Annotated in this window: 16 protein-coding genes; 8 read left to right on the forward strand and 8 right to left on the reverse strand. The window is 65.4% G+C overall.

Translation table 11 applies throughout. The features are described from left to right. Positions 1–10: 10 nt before the first annotated feature. Together AC1RR3_RS28045 and AC1RR3_RS28050 are read right to left on the reverse strand one after the other, a co-directional pair. Positions 11–898 carry a YxiH-YxzG fusion protein gene (locus tag AC1RR3_RS28045; protein ID WP_492826719.1) on the reverse strand — a complete coding sequence of 296 codons (888 nt, stop codon included), beginning with the start codon at positions 896–898 and terminating at the stop codon, positions 11–13. A gap of 87 nt (positions 899–985) precedes the next feature. Beyond that, positions 986–1,933 carry a hypothetical protein gene (locus AC1RR3_RS28050; protein ID WP_492826721.1) on the reverse strand — a complete coding sequence of 316 codons (948 nt, stop codon included), beginning with the start codon at positions 1,931–1,933 and terminating at the stop codon, positions 986–988. 123 nt (positions 1,934–2,056) lie between these two features. On the opposite strand from AC1RR3_RS28050, the gene AC1RR3_RS28055 reads away from it, so the two are divergent. Together AC1RR3_RS28055 and AC1RR3_RS28060 are read left to right on the forward strand one after the other, a co-directional pair. After that, entirely contained in the window at positions 2,057–3,205 is a 1,149-nt protein-coding gene (locus AC1RR3_RS28055; protein ID WP_492826723.1) for a tetratricopeptide repeat protein, read from the forward strand. 293 nt (positions 3,206–3,498) lie between these two features. Further along, entirely contained in the window at positions 3,499–4,695 is a 1,197-nt protein-coding gene (locus tag AC1RR3_RS28060) for an acetylornithine transaminase (protein ID WP_492826725.1), read from the forward strand. A 167-nt stretch (positions 4,696–4,862) separates the two neighbouring features. Here the strand turns inward: AC1RR3_RS28060 and AC1RR3_RS28065 are convergent, their stop codons facing one another. The 3 genes from AC1RR3_RS28065 to pcsA all read right to left on the reverse strand — a co-directional run bounded on the left by AC1RR3_RS28065 (position 4,863) and on the right by pcsA (position 7,369). Next, on the reverse strand, positions 4,863–5,837 hold the full coding sequence (locus tag AC1RR3_RS28065) for a quinone oxidoreductase family protein (RefSeq protein WP_492826727.1): 975 nt from the start codon (positions 5,835–5,837) through the stop codon (positions 4,863–4,865). 75 nt (positions 5,838–5,912) lie between these two features. Then, positions 5,913–6,647 carry a TerC family protein gene (locus AC1RR3_RS28070; RefSeq protein WP_492826728.1) on the reverse strand — a complete coding sequence of 245 codons (735 nt, stop codon included), beginning with the start codon at positions 6,645–6,647 and terminating at the stop codon, positions 5,913–5,915. Continuing rightward, positions 6,644–7,369, reverse strand: coding sequence for a phosphatidylcholine synthase (gene pcsA / locus AC1RR3_RS28075; protein ID WP_492826730.1), 726 nt, complete (start codon positions 7,367–7,369; stop codon positions 6,644–6,646). The genes AC1RR3_RS28070 and pcsA overlap by 4 nt, the downstream gene beginning before the upstream one ends. Before the next feature lie 129 nt (positions 7,370–7,498). Here pcsA and AC1RR3_RS28080 point away from each other — a divergent pair, with 129 nt between their 5' ends. Further along, positions 7,499–8,683 carry a UbiH/UbiF family hydroxylase gene (locus tag AC1RR3_RS28080; protein WP_492826732.1) on the forward strand — a complete coding sequence of 395 codons (1,185 nt, stop codon included), beginning with the start codon at positions 7,499–7,501 and terminating at the stop codon, positions 8,681–8,683. A 6-nt stretch (positions 8,684–8,689) separates the two neighbouring features. Here AC1RR3_RS28080 and AC1RR3_RS28085 read toward each other — a convergent pair whose 3' ends face one another. Next, positions 8,690–9,643 (reverse strand): AEC family transporter, encoded by a 954-nt coding sequence (locus tag AC1RR3_RS28085; RefSeq protein ID WP_492826734.1) that lies wholly within the window; start codon positions 9,641–9,643, stop codon positions 8,690–8,692. 106 nt (positions 9,644–9,749) lie between these two features. Here AC1RR3_RS28085 and hspQ point away from each other — a divergent pair, with 106 nt between their 5' ends. Continuing rightward, positions 9,750–10,082 (forward strand): heat shock protein HspQ, encoded by a 333-nt coding sequence (gene hspQ, locus AC1RR3_RS28090; RefSeq protein ID WP_092028580.1) that lies wholly within the window; start codon positions 9,750–9,752, stop codon positions 10,080–10,082. A 91-nt stretch (positions 10,083–10,173) separates the two neighbouring features. Here hspQ and AC1RR3_RS28095 read toward each other — a convergent pair whose 3' ends face one another. Further along, the gene (locus tag AC1RR3_RS28095) at positions 10,174–11,001 is read right to left on the reverse strand and encodes an invasion associated locus B family protein (protein ID WP_492826736.1); all 828 of its coding nucleotides are present in this window, start codon (positions 10,999–11,001) and stop codon (positions 10,174–10,176) included. A 260-nt stretch (positions 11,002–11,261) separates the two neighbouring features. Between AC1RR3_RS28095 and AC1RR3_RS28100 the strand changes: the two genes are divergently transcribed. The 3 genes from AC1RR3_RS28100 (at position 11,262) to AC1RR3_RS28110 (ending at position 15,923) form a co-directional block, all read left to right on the forward strand. Then, positions 11,262–13,088, forward strand: coding sequence for an extracellular solute-binding protein (locus AC1RR3_RS28100; protein ID WP_492826814.1), 1,827 nt, complete (start codon positions 11,262–11,264; stop codon positions 13,086–13,088). A gap of 23 nt (positions 13,089–13,111) precedes the next feature. Continuing rightward, positions 13,112–14,614 carry an AMP-binding protein gene (locus AC1RR3_RS28105; protein WP_492826738.1) on the forward strand — a complete coding sequence of 501 codons (1,503 nt, stop codon included), beginning with the start codon at positions 13,112–13,114 and terminating at the stop codon, positions 14,612–14,614. A gap of 85 nt (positions 14,615–14,699) precedes the next feature. Then, positions 14,700–15,923, forward strand: coding sequence for a GGDEF domain-containing protein (locus AC1RR3_RS28110; protein WP_492826740.1), 1,224 nt, complete (start codon positions 14,700–14,702; stop codon positions 15,921–15,923). Positions 15,924–15,940: 17 nt separating this feature from the next. On the opposite strand, the gene AC1RR3_RS28115 is transcribed toward AC1RR3_RS28110, so the two are convergent. Then, entirely contained in the window at positions 15,941–16,834 is an 894-nt protein-coding gene (locus AC1RR3_RS28115) for a LysR family transcriptional regulator (protein WP_492826742.1), read from the reverse strand. A gap of 184 nt (positions 16,835–17,018) precedes the next feature. Here AC1RR3_RS28115 and AC1RR3_RS28120 point away from each other — a divergent pair, with 184 nt between their 5' ends. Continuing rightward, positions 17,019–17,489, forward strand: coding sequence for a (2Fe-2S)-binding protein (locus AC1RR3_RS28120; protein ID WP_492826744.1), 471 nt, complete (start codon positions 17,019–17,021; stop codon positions 17,487–17,489). Positions 17,490–17,493: the final 4 nt, after the last annotated feature.

Below are 17,493 nucleotides of genomic sequence, written 5' to 3' on the forward strand. Positions count from 1 at the left end.
CCGGCGGCTCTTAGTCGAGGGTCGCCCGGTAAATGCCGTCCTCGCCGAAATGATACAGATGCCTGCCTCGGCCCTGCAACCGGCCGGGCGGCCGCGCTGAGCCGTCGGGCATCAGCAAGCGCACCTGTTTGACGTCAATGATTTCACCGGTCGCCCATCGCCCGAGATGTGCTGTCTCAGGCGCTTCCCGATATTGCGACGAGAAGAGGATTTCGGTCCCGGACATCGCGAAGGCGTGACAGCCCTTTAGCTCCGTTCGCCACCAGCTCAATCGGAAGTCTGCGTCAATTCTGTAGACCGGGAAATCCGAGTAGAAGAAAATGAATGCCTCTGAGCCTGCCACGTTGAGCGCGTAGCAGTCGTCAATCATGTGATCAGCATCTGCTGGAAATTCCCAGACCTGCTCCCCAAGAGCCGAGAAGCAGACCAGCCCTGCCGGCTCGACCAAAACGCCTTCGTCGAAATGCGCGACCCATATCCGGCCGCGGTCATCGATCTGGAGATCGCTGATGCCGTAGCCCAGATGAATGCTATTGGCTTGTCCGATCCCGGGGTCAAAGATGACTCCGTCAAAGTCGTCATCCGTTTCGGCCTGCACGGCCCACCTGGCTCCTGCCAGCAGAACCCTCCCGTCAGGAAATATATCCAGCTTCGGGAAGGCGATATCAAGCGGCGGAAAATCGATCCACTGGACCGATCCAGCGTTCTCCCTCAGGAGACGACATCGCTTGGGCGCCCGCGGAAACAAGCCGACTCCACCGCGATCGCTCCCGATCACAGCCTGACGTCCAGAGTCCTCAACGAACAGAAAGAGCAGCGATTGATCGCCCGCAACCCCGCTTGCAACGAGCGAGAAACCGGGAAGCGTCGGCGCCGTGCCAATCTTCTCGAACTGCATTGATCTGATCAAGCGCGCCCCTAATACCCCCAAAACTGCCTGAAGCAGCATCACCAAGCACGCGCGGGCGCAAGGGCGAAGTCGCGATCAGGCTTCAGCCAGCCATTTCGGCACCCAGCGCTCCGGGCGCGGGGCGCGGGCGAGATCGGCTTTTGCTTCGGAGAGCAGCGCAAGCTCGCCGTCGATCATCGGGCGAATGTCATATTCGAAATTCGGCATGACGCGGCCGTCGGCATAGAGGCCGAATTTCATCGCGTGCCACAGCCCGAGCTCGGGCTGAGCCTTGCGCATTTCCTCGCGCAGATCGCGCAGCAGGGATTCGATCGAGGCGGCTTCCTCGAACGGCTGCGGCCCGCGTGAGAGCACGCGCGCCTGGTATTGCGCACCGACGATCGCAACCTCGAAATGGGTCTTGTCCCAGGGGTTCTTGCCCTTGGGCAGATGCGCGGCAAGCCGCCAGCCGAGCTCGGCCATCATCCGGTGATTGGCCCAATAGTCTTCGCGATCCCGGCTCCATTTTTCGACGAAGCCGCGAAAGTCGGGAAGCTCCGCCACGCCGTCGTCACACGCCGTCCTGTCGCCGATCGGCTGCCCGGCGAGCCATTGCGCAAGCTCGACGGTCTGGCACTCGACCTCGTCATGCGGCTTGAGATCGCTCCAGGCCTTGTCGAATTGCTGCGACGTCAGTTTTGCCAGCAGCCCGTCGAGACTTGGTGCGAGCAGCTCGTAGTCGCCCTCCGATCCCAGACCGACGATCGGCGGATTGTCGCGATCAAGACCCGCGCCATACCAGCCGCCGACGGCCGAGCCGTCAGGCAGCCGCATGAACAGCGAGAACCTGTCGCGCAGCGGACTGCCGTCGAAGATCGGTGCCTGATCTGAGAACTGGCCTTGCAGGGAGAAGCAACCGACGCTGCCCCAGGGGCGCCCGTTCAGCCAGTCGGCAAAATCCACCAGCAGCGGCGGCGCCTCGATGCCCGGCGGAAATGCGCCGCGAATGCTGTCGAGATCGATCGGGTAAGGGGTGTCGGACAAGGCTGAAAACTATCTGGTTGGTCCCGCCAAATTGGTCTCAACCATCCGGCGTTCGGTTCGAACCAATTCGCGTCCTTCGATCACAAACGCGCCAGAGGCTCAATGGTTTCTGCGCGGCAATCGATGAAATTCAATCACAAGGCTGGTACCCGGACCGGGCTATGCACAATCGGCACGGCGTTGATCCTGCTTGCACTTCCCGCGGCGGCGCAATCTCCCTCGCCCGGGCAGGCGCGGCAATGGTGCTTCGGCACCAGCAAGCTCGGTGACGACCAGCGCCTCGCCAGCTGCTCGGCGGTGTTGCAGGCCAATCCATCCAATGCGGAGGCGCTTGCCAATCGCGGCGAGGTTTTTCGGCGCAAGGGCGAAACCGAGCGGGCTCTTGCCGATCTCAACCGGGCCATTGATCTTGATCCCAAGGACGCCATCGCCTGGTACAATCGCGGCATCACCTATGACGATCTCGGCGATCGCGACCACGCCATCAGCGACTATACGAGTGCGATCCGGCTGAGGCCCGATGAGGCGCGCTACTACAACAACCGCGGCAATTCCTACATCGGCAAGACCGACTACGATCATGCGATGGCCGATTATGATCGGGCGATCAAGCTCGATCCGAAATTCGCGCTCGCCTATTTCAACCGCGGCACTGCGTTGCGCGAGCACCGCGAGGCCGAGCGGGCGCTTGCCGACTTCGACATGTCGATCAAGCTCGATCCCGATTACGGCCCGGCCTATGGCAACCGCGCGCGCCTCTTCCGCGACAAGGGTGAGCGGCCACGGGCACTGGCCGATTTCGCCAAGTCGCTCCAGCTCACGCCGAACAACGACCGCGACGCCTTTGCGCGCGCCAACATGTATTTCGACGACCACGATTATGCGCGGGCGCTGGAGGATTACGACCGCGCCATCAACGCCAATGCGAGCTATGCCGGCGTGTTCAATGCCCGCTGCATGACGCGCGCGATCCTCGGCCGCTTGCGGGAGGCGCTGGCCGATTGCGAGCAGTCGCTGCGGATGCGCCCCGGCGATCCCGACACGCTCGACAGCCGCGCCCTCACCCACCTCAAGCTCGGCAACGTCGATGCGGCGATTGCGGACTACGACGCGGCGCTGCGCGCGAAGCCCGGGCTCGACAGCGCGCTCTACGGCCGCGGCCTTGCGAAGCGCAGAAAAGGCGATGCCGAAGCTGCGGAGCGCGACATCGCGGCGGCGAAGGCGATCAACGCCGGCATCGCCGATATGTTCGCGCGCTACGGTGTTGAGTGACATGCTCCATCGTCGATGCACGCCGGACGGGTGTTTCGCAAAACGACCGCTTGACAAGCTCCGTCATTCGGCTGTAGGGACCCGCCCATGATCAATTCTCGGACCCAACTGCGCCAGGCCATGCGTCGTCGCTCCCGCGACGATGATGGGTTGCGCCATGTCCGACGACGCCGCTGAAGCACTGAATTCAGCCAGTTTTCGAGAAGGCCGCACCCGCAAAGTGCGGCCTTCTTGCTTTTTGCGTCCATTTTCCACCCGCCCCCAGATCTTCGCTATCTCAAGAGGAGTTCGACATGACCACCGCCACCCATCCGTATGACGCGTTGATGGACATCACCGCACGGCCCAAGACCGTGTTCGTTCGTGGCGCCGGCTCCTACCTCTGGGACGACAGCCGCAAGCGCTATCTCGATTTCGTGCAGGGCTGGGCCGTGAACTGCCTCGGCCACTCCCCGCCTGCGATCGCCGATGCGCTTGCCTCGCAGGCCAGGCGGCTGCTGACGCCGAGCCCGGCGTTCTACAACGAGCCGAGCCTGAAGCTTGCCGAGGCGCTGGTCGCGAACAGTGCGTTCGACCAGGTGTTCTTTGCCAATTCCGGCGCGGAAGCCAATGAAGGCGCGATCAAGCTCGCGCGCAAATATGGCAGCCTGCACAAGGGCGGCGCGTTCGAGATCATCAGTTTCGAAGGCGGCTTCCACGGCCGGACGCTGGCAACGATGTCGGCCTCGGGCAAGAAGGCGTTCGAGCCGCTGTTCGAGCCGAAGGTCGCCGGCTTCAAGAAGGCGAAGCTGAACGACATTGCCTCGGTCGAGAAACTGATCAGCGCCAACACCGTCGCCGTGATGCTCGAGCCGATCCAGGGTGAATCAGGCGTGTGGCCGGCGACCGATCAGTTCCTGAAGGAGCTGCGCACGCTGACCGAGGCGCACGGCCTGCTGCTCATTTTTGACGAGATCCAGACCGGCATGGGCCGGACCGGAAAGCTGTTCCACTATGAGCACGCCGGCATCGCCCCTGATATCATGACGCTCGGCAAGGGCATCGGCGGCGGCGTGCCGCTGGCTGCCCTGCTCGCGACCGAACGCGCCTCCTGCTTCGAGCATGGCGACCAGGGCGGCACGTTCAACGGCAACCCGATCATGTGCGCGGCGGGGCTCGCCGTGCTCGAGGAGGTCGGCAAGCCCGATTTCCTTAAGTCGGCCACCGAGACCGGCCTGCTGCTCGAAAGCGAGTTGCAGAAGGTCTCGGCCCGGCACGGCCTCGGCGGCGTGCGGGGACGCGGGCTCTTGCTCGCGCTCGACCTCAAGCTGCCGATCGCGCCCGGGATCATCGCGCAGGCGTTCGAGGCCGGCGTGCTGCTGAACGCACCTCAGGTCGACAGCTTGCGCTTCATGCCGGCGCTGAACGTCACGAAGGGAGAGATCGCCGAGATGATCGATTGTCTCGACGGGATATTGACCAAGGCCGGCGCGGCACGTCGGGTGGCGTGAGGACGGTCTCGTGCCCCGGACGCAGCGCAGCGCCCCTTCGGCGGTGCGCTGCAGAGCCGGGGCCCATCTCTCCGCACCGGGGGCCGCATCTGGGTCCCGGCTCTGCGCCGCAACGCTTGCGCGTTGCAGCTTGTCCGGGACACGGGAGCGGGCAATGACGGCGCGGGCTACGGCTTCAAGATCGACGCGCCGGTGGTCTTGCGGCTTTCGAGATCGATATGCGCCTTCGCGGCGTCCTTCAGCGCGTAGGCATGGTTGATCGGCACGTGCAGCTTGCCGTTGATGACAGCGGAAAACAGCGTGTCGGCGCCTTCCAGCAGTTCCTTGCGCGTGCCGACATAATCGTTGAGCTTCGGCCGGGTCGCGAACAGCGAGCCGTGATTGTTCAATTCGGCGATCGAGAACGGCGGCACCGGACCCGACGCGTTGCCGAAAGAAACGAACATGCCGCGCGGTTTCAGGCAGGACAGCGAGCCCGGGAAGGTCGCCTTGCCGACGCCGTCATAGACGACGTCGCAGCCCTCGTTGCGGCTGATCTGTTTGACGCGCGCGACGAAATCTTCCTCGTTGTAGAGGATGACGTGGTCGCAGCCATTGGCTTCCGCAAGCTCCGCCTTTTCGCGCGAACCGACCGTGCCGATGACGTGGGCGCCGAGCGCCCTTGCCCATTGGCAGGCAAGCAGGCCGATGCCGCCCGCCGCGGCGTGGATCAGCACGCGGTGATGCGGCTCGACCTTGAAGGTCTTGTGCAAGAGATACCAGACCGTCAGCCCCTTCAGCATCAGCACGGCGCCCTGCTCGTGGGTGATGTGGTCGGGCAGCTTGACCAGCTTCTCCCAAGGGATGTTGCGCTCGCTCGTATACGCGCCGAGGTTGTGGTAGTAGGCGACGCGGTCGCCGGGATGGAAATTGGTCACACCGGGTCCCACGGCGATGACCTCGCCCGAGGCCTCGTTGCCGGCGATGAAGGGCAATCCCGGCGCCTTGTAGAGGCCGGTGCGGTAATAGACGTCGATGAAGTTCAGCCCGACCGCATGCTGGCGGATGCGCACCTCGCCGGGACCGGGCGCCGGCACGTCGACGCTCTCATAGACGAGGGCTTCGGGGCCTCCGACCTTGTGCACACGGACCGCTTTGGTCATCGCCTGACCTCCTCTTCTCGCGGCTGAGCGAAAGCCATCGCGCCCGCCTTGTCAACTCGGCGCTGGCTGGAACGATTAAACCGACGGCTTGCTCGCCTTCTTGCGATTACGCTTGGCCAGCACGTTGAAGAATTCGACCGCCGCCGAGAACGCAATTGCGAAATAGATGTAGCCGCGCGGAATGTGGAATTTGAATCCGTCGGCGACCAGCGCGACGCCGATCAGCACCAGGAAGGCCAGCGCCAGCATTTTCGTGGTCGGATGCTCCGCGACGAATCGCGACACCGGCCCGGACGAAATGTACATGATCAGGCAGGCGATCACGACGGCCGCGATCATGATCTCGATGTCCTGCGCCATGCCGATCGCGGTGATGATCGAGTCCAGCGAGAACACGATGTCGATGATGACGATCTGCACGATTACCCAGAAGAAGGCGTTGCCGCTGGACTTCTGATCGCCCTCGCCGTCATCCGCCTCGACTTCGGCGTGGATCTCGTGCGTCGCCTTCGCGATCAGGAACAGGCCGCCGCCGATCAGGATCAGGTCACGCCAAGAGAAGTCGTAGCCGGAAAATGAAAACACCGGCGCGGTCAGGCCGATCAGCCAGACCAGCACGCTGAGCAGGATGATGCGGAAGATCAGCGCCAGCGCCAGCCCGATCTGACGGGCGCGGTTCGCCTGCTTCTCGGGGATTCGCGAGACGATCACCGACAGGAAGATGACGTTGTCGATGCCGAGCACGATCTCGAGCGCGGTCAGGGTCAGCAGCGCGGCCCAGGCTTCGGGGCTTGTGAGGAGATGCATCATGCAAACGATCTTGCCAGGCGGATCAATGCGTCGCTGAAGCTGATCCAGAGCGCGATCGCGCATAGCGCGAGCGTCACGCCGGTGCCGACGCGAAAGTCCATGTCCAGCGTGTAGAGGGAGAGCCCCGCCCAGACCGCGATCAGCGACATCGTCAGCCAGCGCAGCCGCACGACGCGGACCGGATGCAGCACATGAAACGGCACGAAGGTCAGCACCACCAGCGCTGCGACGAGCAGTGTTGACCACAGCGGCGGCCAGTGCAGCAGGAACAGATAGAACGCCGCCGCATTCCACAGCGCCGGAAAACCGCGGAAATGATTGTCGTCCGCCTTCATGCGCAGATCGGCGAAATATAATGCGCTGGTGACGATGATGGCGACGCCGAGCAGCGGCGCAGCGACCGGCAGCAGCAGCCCGCTGGCCACGATCGCGTAAGCCGGCACGAAGACATAGGTGACGAAATCGACCACGAGGTCGAGCACGTCGCCCGACCAGTTCGGCTGCACGTCCTTGACGTTGAGTCGGCGCGCGATCGGGCCGTCGATCGCGTCGATGATCAGGGCGACGCCGAGCCACTGAAACATCCCCGCCCAGTGCTCGCGCACGGCCTCCAGCATCGCCAGCAGCGCGATCGCCGCACCGAACGCGGTGAAGATGTGCACCGAGAAGGCCGCGGCGCGGACCGCCGGTCTCGGCTTCAGGGAATCCTGCTGAATATCCATGGCTCCTGCTATCAGAACGGGGGCGATTTGCACACAAGCCATTGCGGCGCCCTGTCGCACAATTCGTCATAAAACCAAGGAAAAACAGGTGGGCTTGAATTTGCCGCGGGGCGTGTCAAATGTCGTTCCATGACAGAGGCATCGACACTTTTTGACGCGGCCGTGATCGGCGGCGGACCCGCCGGCCTGAGCGCAGCCATCGCACTGGCGCAGGCGGGCGCGCGGACCGCGCTGGTAGCGCGGCGCCTGCCCTATGCCGACAATCGCACCACCGCACTGCTGGGGGCCTCCGTCGATCTCCTGGAGAGCCTCGACGTCTGGCCGCGTTGCAAGGACAAGGCGGCTGCGCTGGAGGTCATGCGTCTCGTCGACGACACCGGCCGGCTGTTCCGCGCGCCCGAGGTCCGCTTCTCCTGTCACGAAATCGCGCTCGCCGCGTTCGGCTACAACATCGACAATCGCTCGCTGATGCTGGCGCTGGAAGCGCGCGCGGCTGAGCTGCCGGAGATCGTCCGTTTCGACGACGAGGCAGAGACTGTCTTGATCGAGGCCGATGACGTCGCGATCCGCACCGCCTCCGCGCAATTCCTCTCGGCCCGGCTCGTGGTCGGCGCCGACGGCCGGCATTCGCTGTGCCGCGAAGCTGCGGGCATCGCGGTGACGCGGCGCGAGCTGACGCAGACCGCGCTGACCTTCAACGTCGGCCATGCGCGGCCGCATCGCAATGTCTCGACCGAGTTCCACACGCCGCATGGCCCTTGTGTGTTCGTGCCCCTGCCCGGCGACCGCTCCAGCGTCGTCTGGGTCTCGGCGCCTGCGGAGGCCGAGCGGCTGCGCGGCTTGAGCGACGCGGAGCTGTCCGCCGCGATCGAGACGCAGTCGCATTCCATCCTCGGACGCATGACCGTCGAGCCCGGACGCAACCTGTTCCCGCTCGCCATCGAGCGTCCAAAATCCTTCGGCCGCGACCGCATCGCGCTGGTCGGCGAAGCCGCCCATGTGGTCCCCCCGATCGGGGCCCAGGGCCTCAATCTCGGCCTGCGCGATGCCGCCGATATTGCGCGGCTTGCGGGCGAGGCCATCGCATCAGGCCGGGATCCCGGCGCGGACGAGGTGCTCAAGCGCTACGACCGGGCGCGGCGCCCGGATATCCTGAGCCGGACCTTTGCGATCGACATCGCCAATCGCTCGCTGCTCAACGATTTCCTGCCGCTGCAGCCGGTCCGCGCCGTCGGCATGCACCTGCTCGGCGCCATCGGCCCGCTCCGGCGCTTTGCGATGCGCGAGGGGCTGACGCCAACCTGGCGAAGGTAAAGCTTCTCAGGGAAACGCCAGCCGCCCGGTCTGGAGCAGCCACATCACGCTGGTCAGCGTGACCACGGACGCAAAGGTCCCGAGCAAGACCGCGACGGAGGCGGATTCGATCCAGGCGTCATTCTGCCGGGCGATCACGAACACATTCAGCGCCGGCGGCAGCGAGGCCATCAGCACGGCGGTCGCGGCCCAGGGCTGCGCGAACGGACCGAATGCCAGCATCAGGCCGAACGCAGTGAGCGGATGGATCAGGAGCTTGACCGCGACCACGCCCGGCACTTCCCACGGCACCCGGTCGAACGGGCGGAGCGCCACGGTCACCCCCAACACGAACAGCGCGGTCGGCGCGGCTGCGTTCTGGAGAAAGGTGATGGTGCGGTCGAGCGCGACCGGCAGCTCGATATGCAGCGCTGCCACCGCCGCGCCAAAGCAGGCGGACATGATCAGCGGGTTCAGCACGATCTGCTTCAGCACGACGCCGAAGGCATGCACGATCGAGGGATGGTCGCGGTCGGACAGTTCGATCAGCAGCGGCACGATCGTGAACAGGAAGATGCTGTCGCAGCAGAAGATCAGCGCGGTCGGCGCCGAGGCCTTGGTCCCCAGCACGGCCAGCGCCAGCCCCGGACCCATATAGCCGATGTTGCCGTAGCCGCCGGACAGCCCCGCCAGTGTCGCCTCGCGCAGCGTCAGCCGTCCCAGCACCTTGCCGACAAGCAGCGCCAGGGTGAACGCGGTAACCGTCGACAGCGTGGTCGCAATCAGGAACGGCGGGTTGTTCAACTCCGCAAACGGCGTCTTCGACATGATCGCGAACAGCAGCGCCGGCAGCGACACGTAGAGCAGGAAGAAGTTCATCCAGGCCAGACCCGATTCCGGCAGAGACTTGACCTTGCCGCAGGCAAATCCGACGAAGATCAAGCCGAAATAAGGTAGCGCCAGATTGAGGATATCGACCATTGATGAAGTGTTTTCTGAAGATTTGGGGGCTATCCGCCCCTGAAGCGCAGGCTAATTCCAGATGAGGGCACTAGCATCGGCCACAATCCTGGTCTATCGACGGGGAATGATTAAAGCGCGGACCGCCAAATTCCAGATCGGACAGGTCGTGCGCCACCGGATCTTCTCGTTCCGGGGCGTGATTTTCGACATTGATCCGGAATTCAACAACACCGAGGAGTGGTGGCTGTCGATCCCCGAGGAAGTGCGGCCCCACAAGGACCAGCCGTTCTACCACCTGCTCGCGGAGAACGCTGAGTCGGAATACGTCGCCTACGTCTCCGAGCAGAACCTGCTGCCCGACGAGTCCGGCGAGCCGATCCGTCATTCCCAGGTCGCCGAGATCTTCATCAAGGACAAGACCGGCGGTTACCGTCCGCGCAACCCGTCGCTGAATTAAATCGCTTTGAAGTTTTGCCGCCAACACGCGACCCAGCAAAAAAGGCGCTCGAAACGAGCGCCTTTTTCATGTCTGGACGTCGGCCGTCCGATTATTTCTGCGGCGCCGCGGGCGCGCCGGGGACACCACCGCCCTGCTCGAGCTTCTTGCGCTGCTCGTCGGCCTTCTTCTGAAGCTCTTCCTGGAGCTTCTTCTGGTTTTCCTCGAACACCTTCGGATCGGTCGGCGGACCGTCATAGGCCTTCTGGAATTCGCCGGCGAGCGGCAGCGGCAGGGTCAGCGGCGCGCCGTTGGCATTGATCGCCTGCACCACCAGATTCTGCCCCTTCTTCATGGCGGCGATGAACTCGGGCGTGGCCTCGTAGTCCGACATGCAGCCGTTCTGGAAGCAGATCACATACGGGCTCTGCAGCGGCGCGTTGTTGTCCACGATGATGCGGGTGCCGTGCACGAGCTGCATGCCGAGCGGCAGCGTCACGCGCAGGATCTTCTTCGGCTCGCCTTCCGGCTCGATGATCACGGCCGCGATGACCGGCTGGCCCGATTCGATGCGGCCGTCCTTGCCGGTGAAGCAAACCTGCTTGGCGTTGGCGTCCTGGCCCTTCAGGCAAAACTTGGTCCAGGGGGCGTAGATCAGCTGGATCTGCTGATCGGCCGGCTGAGCCGCGCCCTGCTGCGCCGGAGCGCCCTGAGCAGGAGCTGGCTGGGCGGGCGCCTGGGCCGCCGGTGCGGGAGCCTTGGGGGCAGCCTTGGGAGCCGCTTTCGGGGCCGGAGCCGCCTTTGGTGCGGCGGGCGCGCCTGGAGCCGGCGCCGGGGTCTGGGCCTCGGCGGCAAACGGAACGGCCAACGCCGTCGCCGTCAGCAGGGCGAGAAGCTGCCCGCGCGGCCGGACGGGCGCGGCCAAATAACGGAAATTCATTGCGGAAAACCCTTTCTGAACGGGAAGTGCCCGAACCGCTCCGAAGCGCCGAACCTGGCCGCCTTGGGCGCGGCTCTCTCCCCGTCAATTGAGGCGGATAAGTGACGGGCTCGACGCTCTTGCGCGATTGCGTGCCTTCTTAACGTGGCCGACGAAAAGATCAATGCCGACAAGCGTCTTTGACCGCATCGGACTCAGCGTTCAGTCAAATTCCCTGTGATAGGATTCAAGGTAGCCGGTCCTCGAATCAACGTGTGCCGATGTTCATGTTCCAGCGCCTGCTCGAGGGCCCCGGTATCCGCCTCTGCGTCCTTGCCGTTGCGCTCGCAGTTGGGCTGACGGCCGGCAGCGCGCGCGCCGAGCCGGCCCATGCCATCGCCATGCACGGCAAGCCGGCGCTATCAGCCGATTTCACCCACATGCCCTACGCCAACCCGGATGCCCCCAAGGGCGGCCGGCTGACCTGGGGCCTGCTCGGCACCTTCGACAGCCTCAATCCCTTCATCGTGAGGGGACTGGCCGTGCAGCAGATGCGGAGCTACGTCGTCGAGAGCCTTTTGGCGCGCGGCCAGGACGAACCGTTTACGCTCTACGGCCTGCTCGCCAAATCTGTCGAGACCGACGACGAGCGGAGCTATGTCACCTTCCGTCTCGATCCCCGCGCCCGCTTCTCCGACGGCAAGCCGGTCACCGCCGAGGACGTGCTGTTCTCCTGGCAGCTGCTGCGCGACCACGGCCGTCCGAACCTGCGGCAATACTATGCCAAGGCCACCAGGGCCGAGGCGACGGATCCCCTCACGGTCCGCTTTGATCTGACCGGTGCCAACGACCGGGAGCTGCCGCTGATCCTCGGCCTGATGCCGATCCTGCCGAAGCACGCGGTCGATGTCGCGACCTTCGAGGAGACGACGCTGACGGGCCCGGTCGGCTCGGGGCCCTATCGCGTCACCGCGGTGAAGCCCGGCGCCAGCGTGACGCTGACGCGCAATCCCGACTATTGGGGCCGCGACCTTCCCACCAATCGCGGGCTCTACAATTTCGACGAGATCAGGCTCGACTATTTCCGCGAGGCCAACGGCCAGTTCGAAGCCTTCAAGCGCGGCCTTTATGATTTCCGTGTCGAGAACGAGCCGCTGCGCTGGCACGACGGCTACGATTTTCCCGCGGCGAAGACTGGCGAGGTGATCCGTGACACCGTCAAGCCCGGCGTGCCGCAGCCTTCCGAATTCCTGGTCTTCAACACCCGCCGTCCTGTATTCGCCGATATCCGCGTGCGCCAGGCCCTGACGTTGCTGTTCGATTTCGAGCTGGTCAACCGCAACTACTTCTTCTCGCTCTATTCACGCGCTGCCGGCTATTTCGCCGGCTCGGACCTGTCGGCCTATGGCAAGGCTGCGGATGCGCGCGAACGCGAGCTGCTCAAACCGTTCGCGGCACAAATCCCGCCCGATATCATGGACGGCAGCTACCGCCTGCCGGTGACCGACGGATCCGGGCGCGACCGCACCACGCTGCGCGCGGCGCTCAAGCTGTTGTCGGAGGCCGGCTACGATCTCGACGGCACCGTGCTGCGCAACCGCACGACCAAGGCGCCCTTCACCTTCGAGATCCTGGTCACCACCCGCGACCAGGAGCGCGTTGCGCTTGCCTTCCAGCGCGACCTCAAGCGCGCCGGCATCGAGCCGAGCGTGCGCGCGGTCGATCCCGTCCAGTTCGACCAGCGCCGGCTCGCCTACGAGTTCGACATGATCCAGAACCGCTGGGACCAGTCGCTCTCCCCCGGCAACGAGCAGTATTTCTATTGGGGCAGCGCTGCCGCCGACAATCCGGGCACCCGCAACTACATGGGCGCCAGGGATCCGGCCGTCGACGCCATGATCGCCGCCCTGCTGGAAGCCCGTGAACATACGGCCTTCGTCTCGGCGGTGCGCGCGCTCGACCGCGCCCTGATCGCGGGCTTCTACACAATCCCCCTGTTTAACGTATCCGAGCAATGGATCGCGCGCTGGAATCGGATAGAACGACCAAAGGCTACCGCGCTGTCCGGCTACCTGCCGGAGAGCTGGTGGTCGAAGGGTGAGCCTTAGGGCCAGGCAAGCGAAGTGACGCCGTGAACCAGCCAGCAATATCGCCGACGCTCGACACGCTGTTCCAGCGCACGCTGATGCGGCAGGCGCATGCGCCCGCCTTGCTCGATCCGCTCAACAAGGCGCGCGTGACCGGGCACGAGCCGCGGCGGCTGAGCTATGCCGAGGCCGATACCGCCATCGAGGCGCTGTCGGCCTATTTCGTCGAATCGGGCCTGCCGGCCAATTCGGTCATCGCGATCCAGTTGCCCGCCACGGTCGAGTTCGTGCTGACCGTGCTCGCCGCCCATCGCGCCGGCCTCGTCGTTGCGGTGCTGCCGCTGCTATGGCGCCATGCGGAATTGACCGCCGCGCTCAACCGCACCGCGGCGCGCGCCATCGTCACCATGAGCAAGGTCGACGGCGTCAGCTATGCCGACCTCGCGATGCATGCCGCCGCGGAAGCCTTCTCGATTCGCCATGTCTGCGGCTTCGGTACCGATCTGCCCGAAGGCATGGCCTCGCTCGACGACGTGCTGGCCCGCCCGCCCGGCACCGGGCGCGCCGTGATCCAGGACGGCCGCAAGGCGGCGATGATCTCCTTCGACGTCACGGCGGAAGGCTTTCGCCCGGTGCCGCGGCCGCATTTCAGCCTGATCGCCGGTGGGCTTGCGATGTCGCTCGAAGCCGACATCAGGCAGGGCGCGACCGTGATGGCGGCATTCACGCCGATGTCGTTCGCAGGGCTCGCCTCCTCGCTCGCGGTGTGGCTGCTCTCGGGCGGCACGCTGGCGCTGCATCATCCATTCGAGAACGACGTGCTGGAGCAGCAGATCAACGAGCATGAATGCGAGGTGCTGATCGCGCCCGCGCAGCTCGCGCTGCGGCTCGGCGATTCCGGCCTGGCGGCGCGAATGCCGAGCTTGCGTAACGTCATCGGCCTGTGGCGCGCGCCAGAGCAGGTGTCGACGAGCGAGGCGTGGACCGCGCCGCATGCGCCGCTGACCGACGTCTATCTGTTCGGCGAGGCCGGCCTGTTCGGCGCCCGCCGCGGCGAGGACGGCATGCCTGTGGCGGTGATGCCCGGGCCGCACGGTGCTCCGCGCGAACAGTCCGGCTCCTCCATCGCCGGCGAGATCCTGCTGACGCCGAAGGGCACACTTGGCCTGCGCGGCCCGATGGTGCCGATCGCCGCCTACGCCCCACCGCAGCCGGTCGGTGACACCCTGATCGCGCAGCCGCCGCGCGACTTTGTCGACACCGGCTATGCGGCGCGGCTCGACCGTCCGAGCGGCGCGATCTGCATCACCGCGCCGCCCTCCGGCATCATGGCCGTCGGCGGCTACCGCTTCCTCTCCAACGACCTTCAGGAATGGGCGCGCCGGCTCGGCCAGGGCGCCCTGCTCACCGCGCTGCCGGACCGCCTCAGCGGTCACCGGCTGGCGGGAAGAGCCCAGGACAATGCCCGCGCCCGCGAGGCGCTCAACGAGCTCGGGCTTAACCCCCTGATGGTCGAGGCTTTTCGCGACCGCTCCGGGGCGGCCTAGGCGCACTTTCGCACCCATCATTGACGCTGCATTAAGGCGGCCGGACTAGATTGCGCAGCATCTGTTGCGTCATCAGAGTTCCTTAATGTCCCAGGCGGGCCCGATCCTCTTTGTGTCCAATGCCGAGCGACCCGCAATCGTCGCGGCGCTGGACGAGGCCCGTCTCTTCCCCGTGGTCGACACCGACTGGGCCAGCGCGGCGCGCGCGGTCGAGCAGGTGCAGCCGGCCGCGGTCCTCGCCGCGATGACCAGTGAACGCGAGCCGCATCTGGCGCTGCTCGCCCGCAAGATCGCCGACCAATCGCCCTACCTTCCCTTCGTCGCCCTGGATGCGCCGGGCACGCTGCCCCACAACGCCCTGCCCTTCGCCTCGCGTGCCGGCCATCCCGATCGCCTCAGCGCGCGGTTGCGCGCCGCGCTACGGGTGCGCACCCTTCATGCCACCGTGCTGCGCCGGCTGCCCGAGATGAAGGTCGTGCTGCCGGAGAGCGATCCGTCGCGCGACGCGACCGTGCTGCTGATCGGTCGTGGCGCGGCCTATCCTGCGCTCTCCGTTGCGCTTGGTGAGCGCGTCGGCGTCATCGGCGCGCTCTCGATCGAGGCCGCGGCCAAGCATCTCAACACCCGCGACATCGACGGCGTCGTGCTCGCCGAAGGCTTTACCGCGCGCGTCACGGATGCCTTTCTCACGGTGCTGGCCGAGGACACCCGCTTCCGCACCCTGCCCGTGGTCGTCACCGCACACCAGCTGGTGCAGACCTACGATCTGCCCAATCTCGAGCTCATTCCGGGCGAGCCGGCGAAGGTCGCTGCCAACGCGCTGCCGCTGATCCGTCAGCACGCGATGGAAGCGCAATTGAGCCGCACGCTGCGCTCGATCGACGCCGGCGGCTGGCTCGATCCGCGCAGCGGCCTGCTCACGACGGAAGCCTTTGCCCGCGATTTTGCCAAGGCTGTCGAGCAGGCACTGGCCCGCGGCGGCGGCCTGTCGGTGGCACGCTTCGCGTTCGATCCCAACAATCCCCGCGCCCAGCTCGATGCCGCGCGCATCCTGAGCCGCCTGATGCGGCAGATGGACTTTGGCGCGGCGCAGAAGGACGGCTCGGTCATCGTCGTGTTCGCCGAGACCGACTTCCGCACGGCACACATGATCGCCCGCCGCCTCTCCGCGGTGATGCGGCACACCTCCAACGGCAAGCACGAGATGCGCAGCGATCCCGTGGTCAGCGTGGACTCGCTGTCGTCGTCGGATACGGCAAGGTCACTGCTGGCGCGGCTGTCGGCCGACGCATCGCGGGCGGCATCGTAGCCACACGACGTCCTCGCTTACGGCTTGTAACGAAGCGCAGCAATGAGTGCAGCCAGTGCGGGCGGCGTTTGCCGGCGGCTGGTGTGATACAGATAGTAGCCGGGGAAAGTCGGGCACCATCTCTCCAGAATTCGCCTGAGCCGCCCGGCCTTGACGTCAGCCATCACCTCATCCTCGTAGACATAGGCGAGCCCCTGGCCTGCCAGGGCCGCCTCTCGCGTCAGGTCGGAGTTGTTGAAGACCAGGGGGCCTTCCACACGAACCTCGAACGGTCGCCCCTTCTCCTCGAAGTCCCAGGCATAGAGCCCGCCTGATCTGACATGCCGGTAGTTGATACAGCGGTGCCGGGCGAGCTCGCGGGGTGTCCTGGGCACCGGATGGTCGGCGAAATACGAGGGCGCGCCGACGACGGCCATCCGGATGTCCGGCCCGATGCGGACGGCGATCATGTCCTTCTCGACGATGTCGCCGAAACGGATGCCGGCGTCGATACGCTCCGCGACGATGTCGGTCAGGTTGTCATCAACGATCATATCCACCCGGATATCGGGATAGGCCGCGAGGAAACGCGGCAGGACAGGCATCACGACGGATGAGACGGCATGCTTGGTTGCGGTGAGGCGGACGGTGCCGGACGGCTTGCCGCGCAGAGCGCCGACCGCATTCACGCCTGAGGAAATTTCGTCCAGCGCGGGACGCAGCGAACGCAGCAGCGTCTCGCCCGCCTCCGTCGTCGATACCGAGCGCGTGGTGCGCGACAGCAGCCGCACCCCGAGCCGCTCTTCCAGCGCCTTCATGGCATGGCTCAACGCCGACTGCGACATGCCGAGCTCGGCTGCCGCGCGGGTGAAACTGCCCTGCTCCGCGACAACCGCGAAGGCGGCGAGGTCATAGAGATCGTCGCGTTTCATTCATGCACCACATGCATAAGCTTAAGCGAATTATAGCGCCTAATCGGAATCGACAACCAGGGTTATCAGTCAGCGGGCCGCACCGGTTCAGACGACGCCGAGGCGACCGTCCGAACATAATCCGGATGTCGGCAACTCCGATTGATCACGCCGGTCTGCTCGACAGTCCGCAAGGAGCAAACTCATGAAGCTGACGGTGAACAACCGAGAGGTCACGATCGATGCCGATCCTGCGATGCCCCTGCTCTGGGCGCTGCGCGACGTCATTGGGCTGACCGGCACGAAGTTCGGCTGCGGCGCCGCCCAGTGCGGAGCCTGCACGGTGCATCTGGATGGCGAGGCCATTCGTTCCTGCATCACACCCGTCTCCGAGGCCGAGGGCAAGAAACTCACCACCATCGAAGCCGCGACCGACGGCACCGACCGCGTCGGTGCCGCCGTGCATGCCGCCTGGATCAAGCACGACGTGGCGCAGTGCGGCTACTGCCAGAGCGGCCAGATCATGAGCGCCATCGCTCTGCTCAAGTCGCTGCCCCGCGGCCAGCAACCCGGCGCCGACAAAATCGACGAGGCGATGGCCGGCAACATCTGCCGCTGCGGCACCTATGTCCGCATCCGCGCCGCCGTAGCCGACGCCGCACGCACGCTCGCCTGAAGGA

The organism is Bradyrhizobium sp. GW821-FHT13H05 (genome assembly GCF_058804065.1).

Excerpts from the sequence above, each read along its gene's own strand:
- AC1RR3_RS28045 (WP_492826719.1), bottom strand. The coding sequence starts at position 898 with ATGCAGTTCGAGAAGATTGGCACGGCGCCGACGCTTCCCGGTTTCTCG.
- AC1RR3_RS28055 (WP_492826723.1), top strand. The coding sequence starts at position 2,057 with ATGAAATTCAATCACAAGGCTGGTACCCGGACCGGGCTATGCACAATC.
- AC1RR3_RS28060 (WP_492826725.1), top strand. The coding sequence starts at position 3,499 with ATGACCACCGCCACCCATCCGTATGACGCGTTGATGGACATCACCGCA.
- AC1RR3_RS28065 (WP_492826727.1), bottom strand. The coding sequence starts at position 5,837 with ATGACCAAAGCGGTCCGTGTGCACAAGGTCGGAGGCCCCGAAGCCCTC.
- AC1RR3_RS28070 (WP_492826728.1), bottom strand. The coding sequence starts at position 6,647 with ATGATGCATCTCCTCACAAGCCCCGAAGCCTGGGCCGCGCTGCTGACC.
- pcsA (WP_492826730.1), bottom strand. The coding sequence starts at position 7,369 with ATGGATATTCAGCAGGATTCCCTGAAGCCGAGACCGGCGGTCCGCGCC.
- AC1RR3_RS28080 (WP_492826732.1), top strand. The coding sequence starts at position 7,499 with ATGACAGAGGCATCGACACTTTTTGACGCGGCCGTGATCGGCGGCGGA.
- AC1RR3_RS28085 (WP_492826734.1), bottom strand. The coding sequence starts at position 9,643 with ATGGTCGATATCCTCAATCTGGCGCTACCTTATTTCGGCTTGATCTTC.
- hspQ (WP_092028580.1), top strand. The coding sequence starts at position 9,750 with ATGATTAAAGCGCGGACCGCCAAATTCCAGATCGGACAGGTCGTGCGC.
- AC1RR3_RS28095 (WP_492826736.1), bottom strand. The coding sequence starts at position 11,001 with ATGAATTTCCGTTATTTGGCCGCGCCCGTCCGGCCGCGCGGGCAGCTT.
- AC1RR3_RS28100 (WP_492826814.1), top strand. The coding sequence starts at position 11,262 with ATGTTCATGTTCCAGCGCCTGCTCGAGGGCCCCGGTATCCGCCTCTGC.
- AC1RR3_RS28110 (WP_492826740.1), top strand. The coding sequence starts at position 14,700 with ATGTCCCAGGCGGGCCCGATCCTCTTTGTGTCCAATGCCGAGCGACCC.
- AC1RR3_RS28115 (WP_492826742.1), bottom strand. The coding sequence starts at position 16,834 with ATGAAACGCGACGATCTCTATGACCTCGCCGCCTTCGCGGTTGTCGCG.
- AC1RR3_RS28120 (WP_492826744.1), top strand. The coding sequence starts at position 17,019 with ATGAAGCTGACGGTGAACAACCGAGAGGTCACGATCGATGCCGATCCT.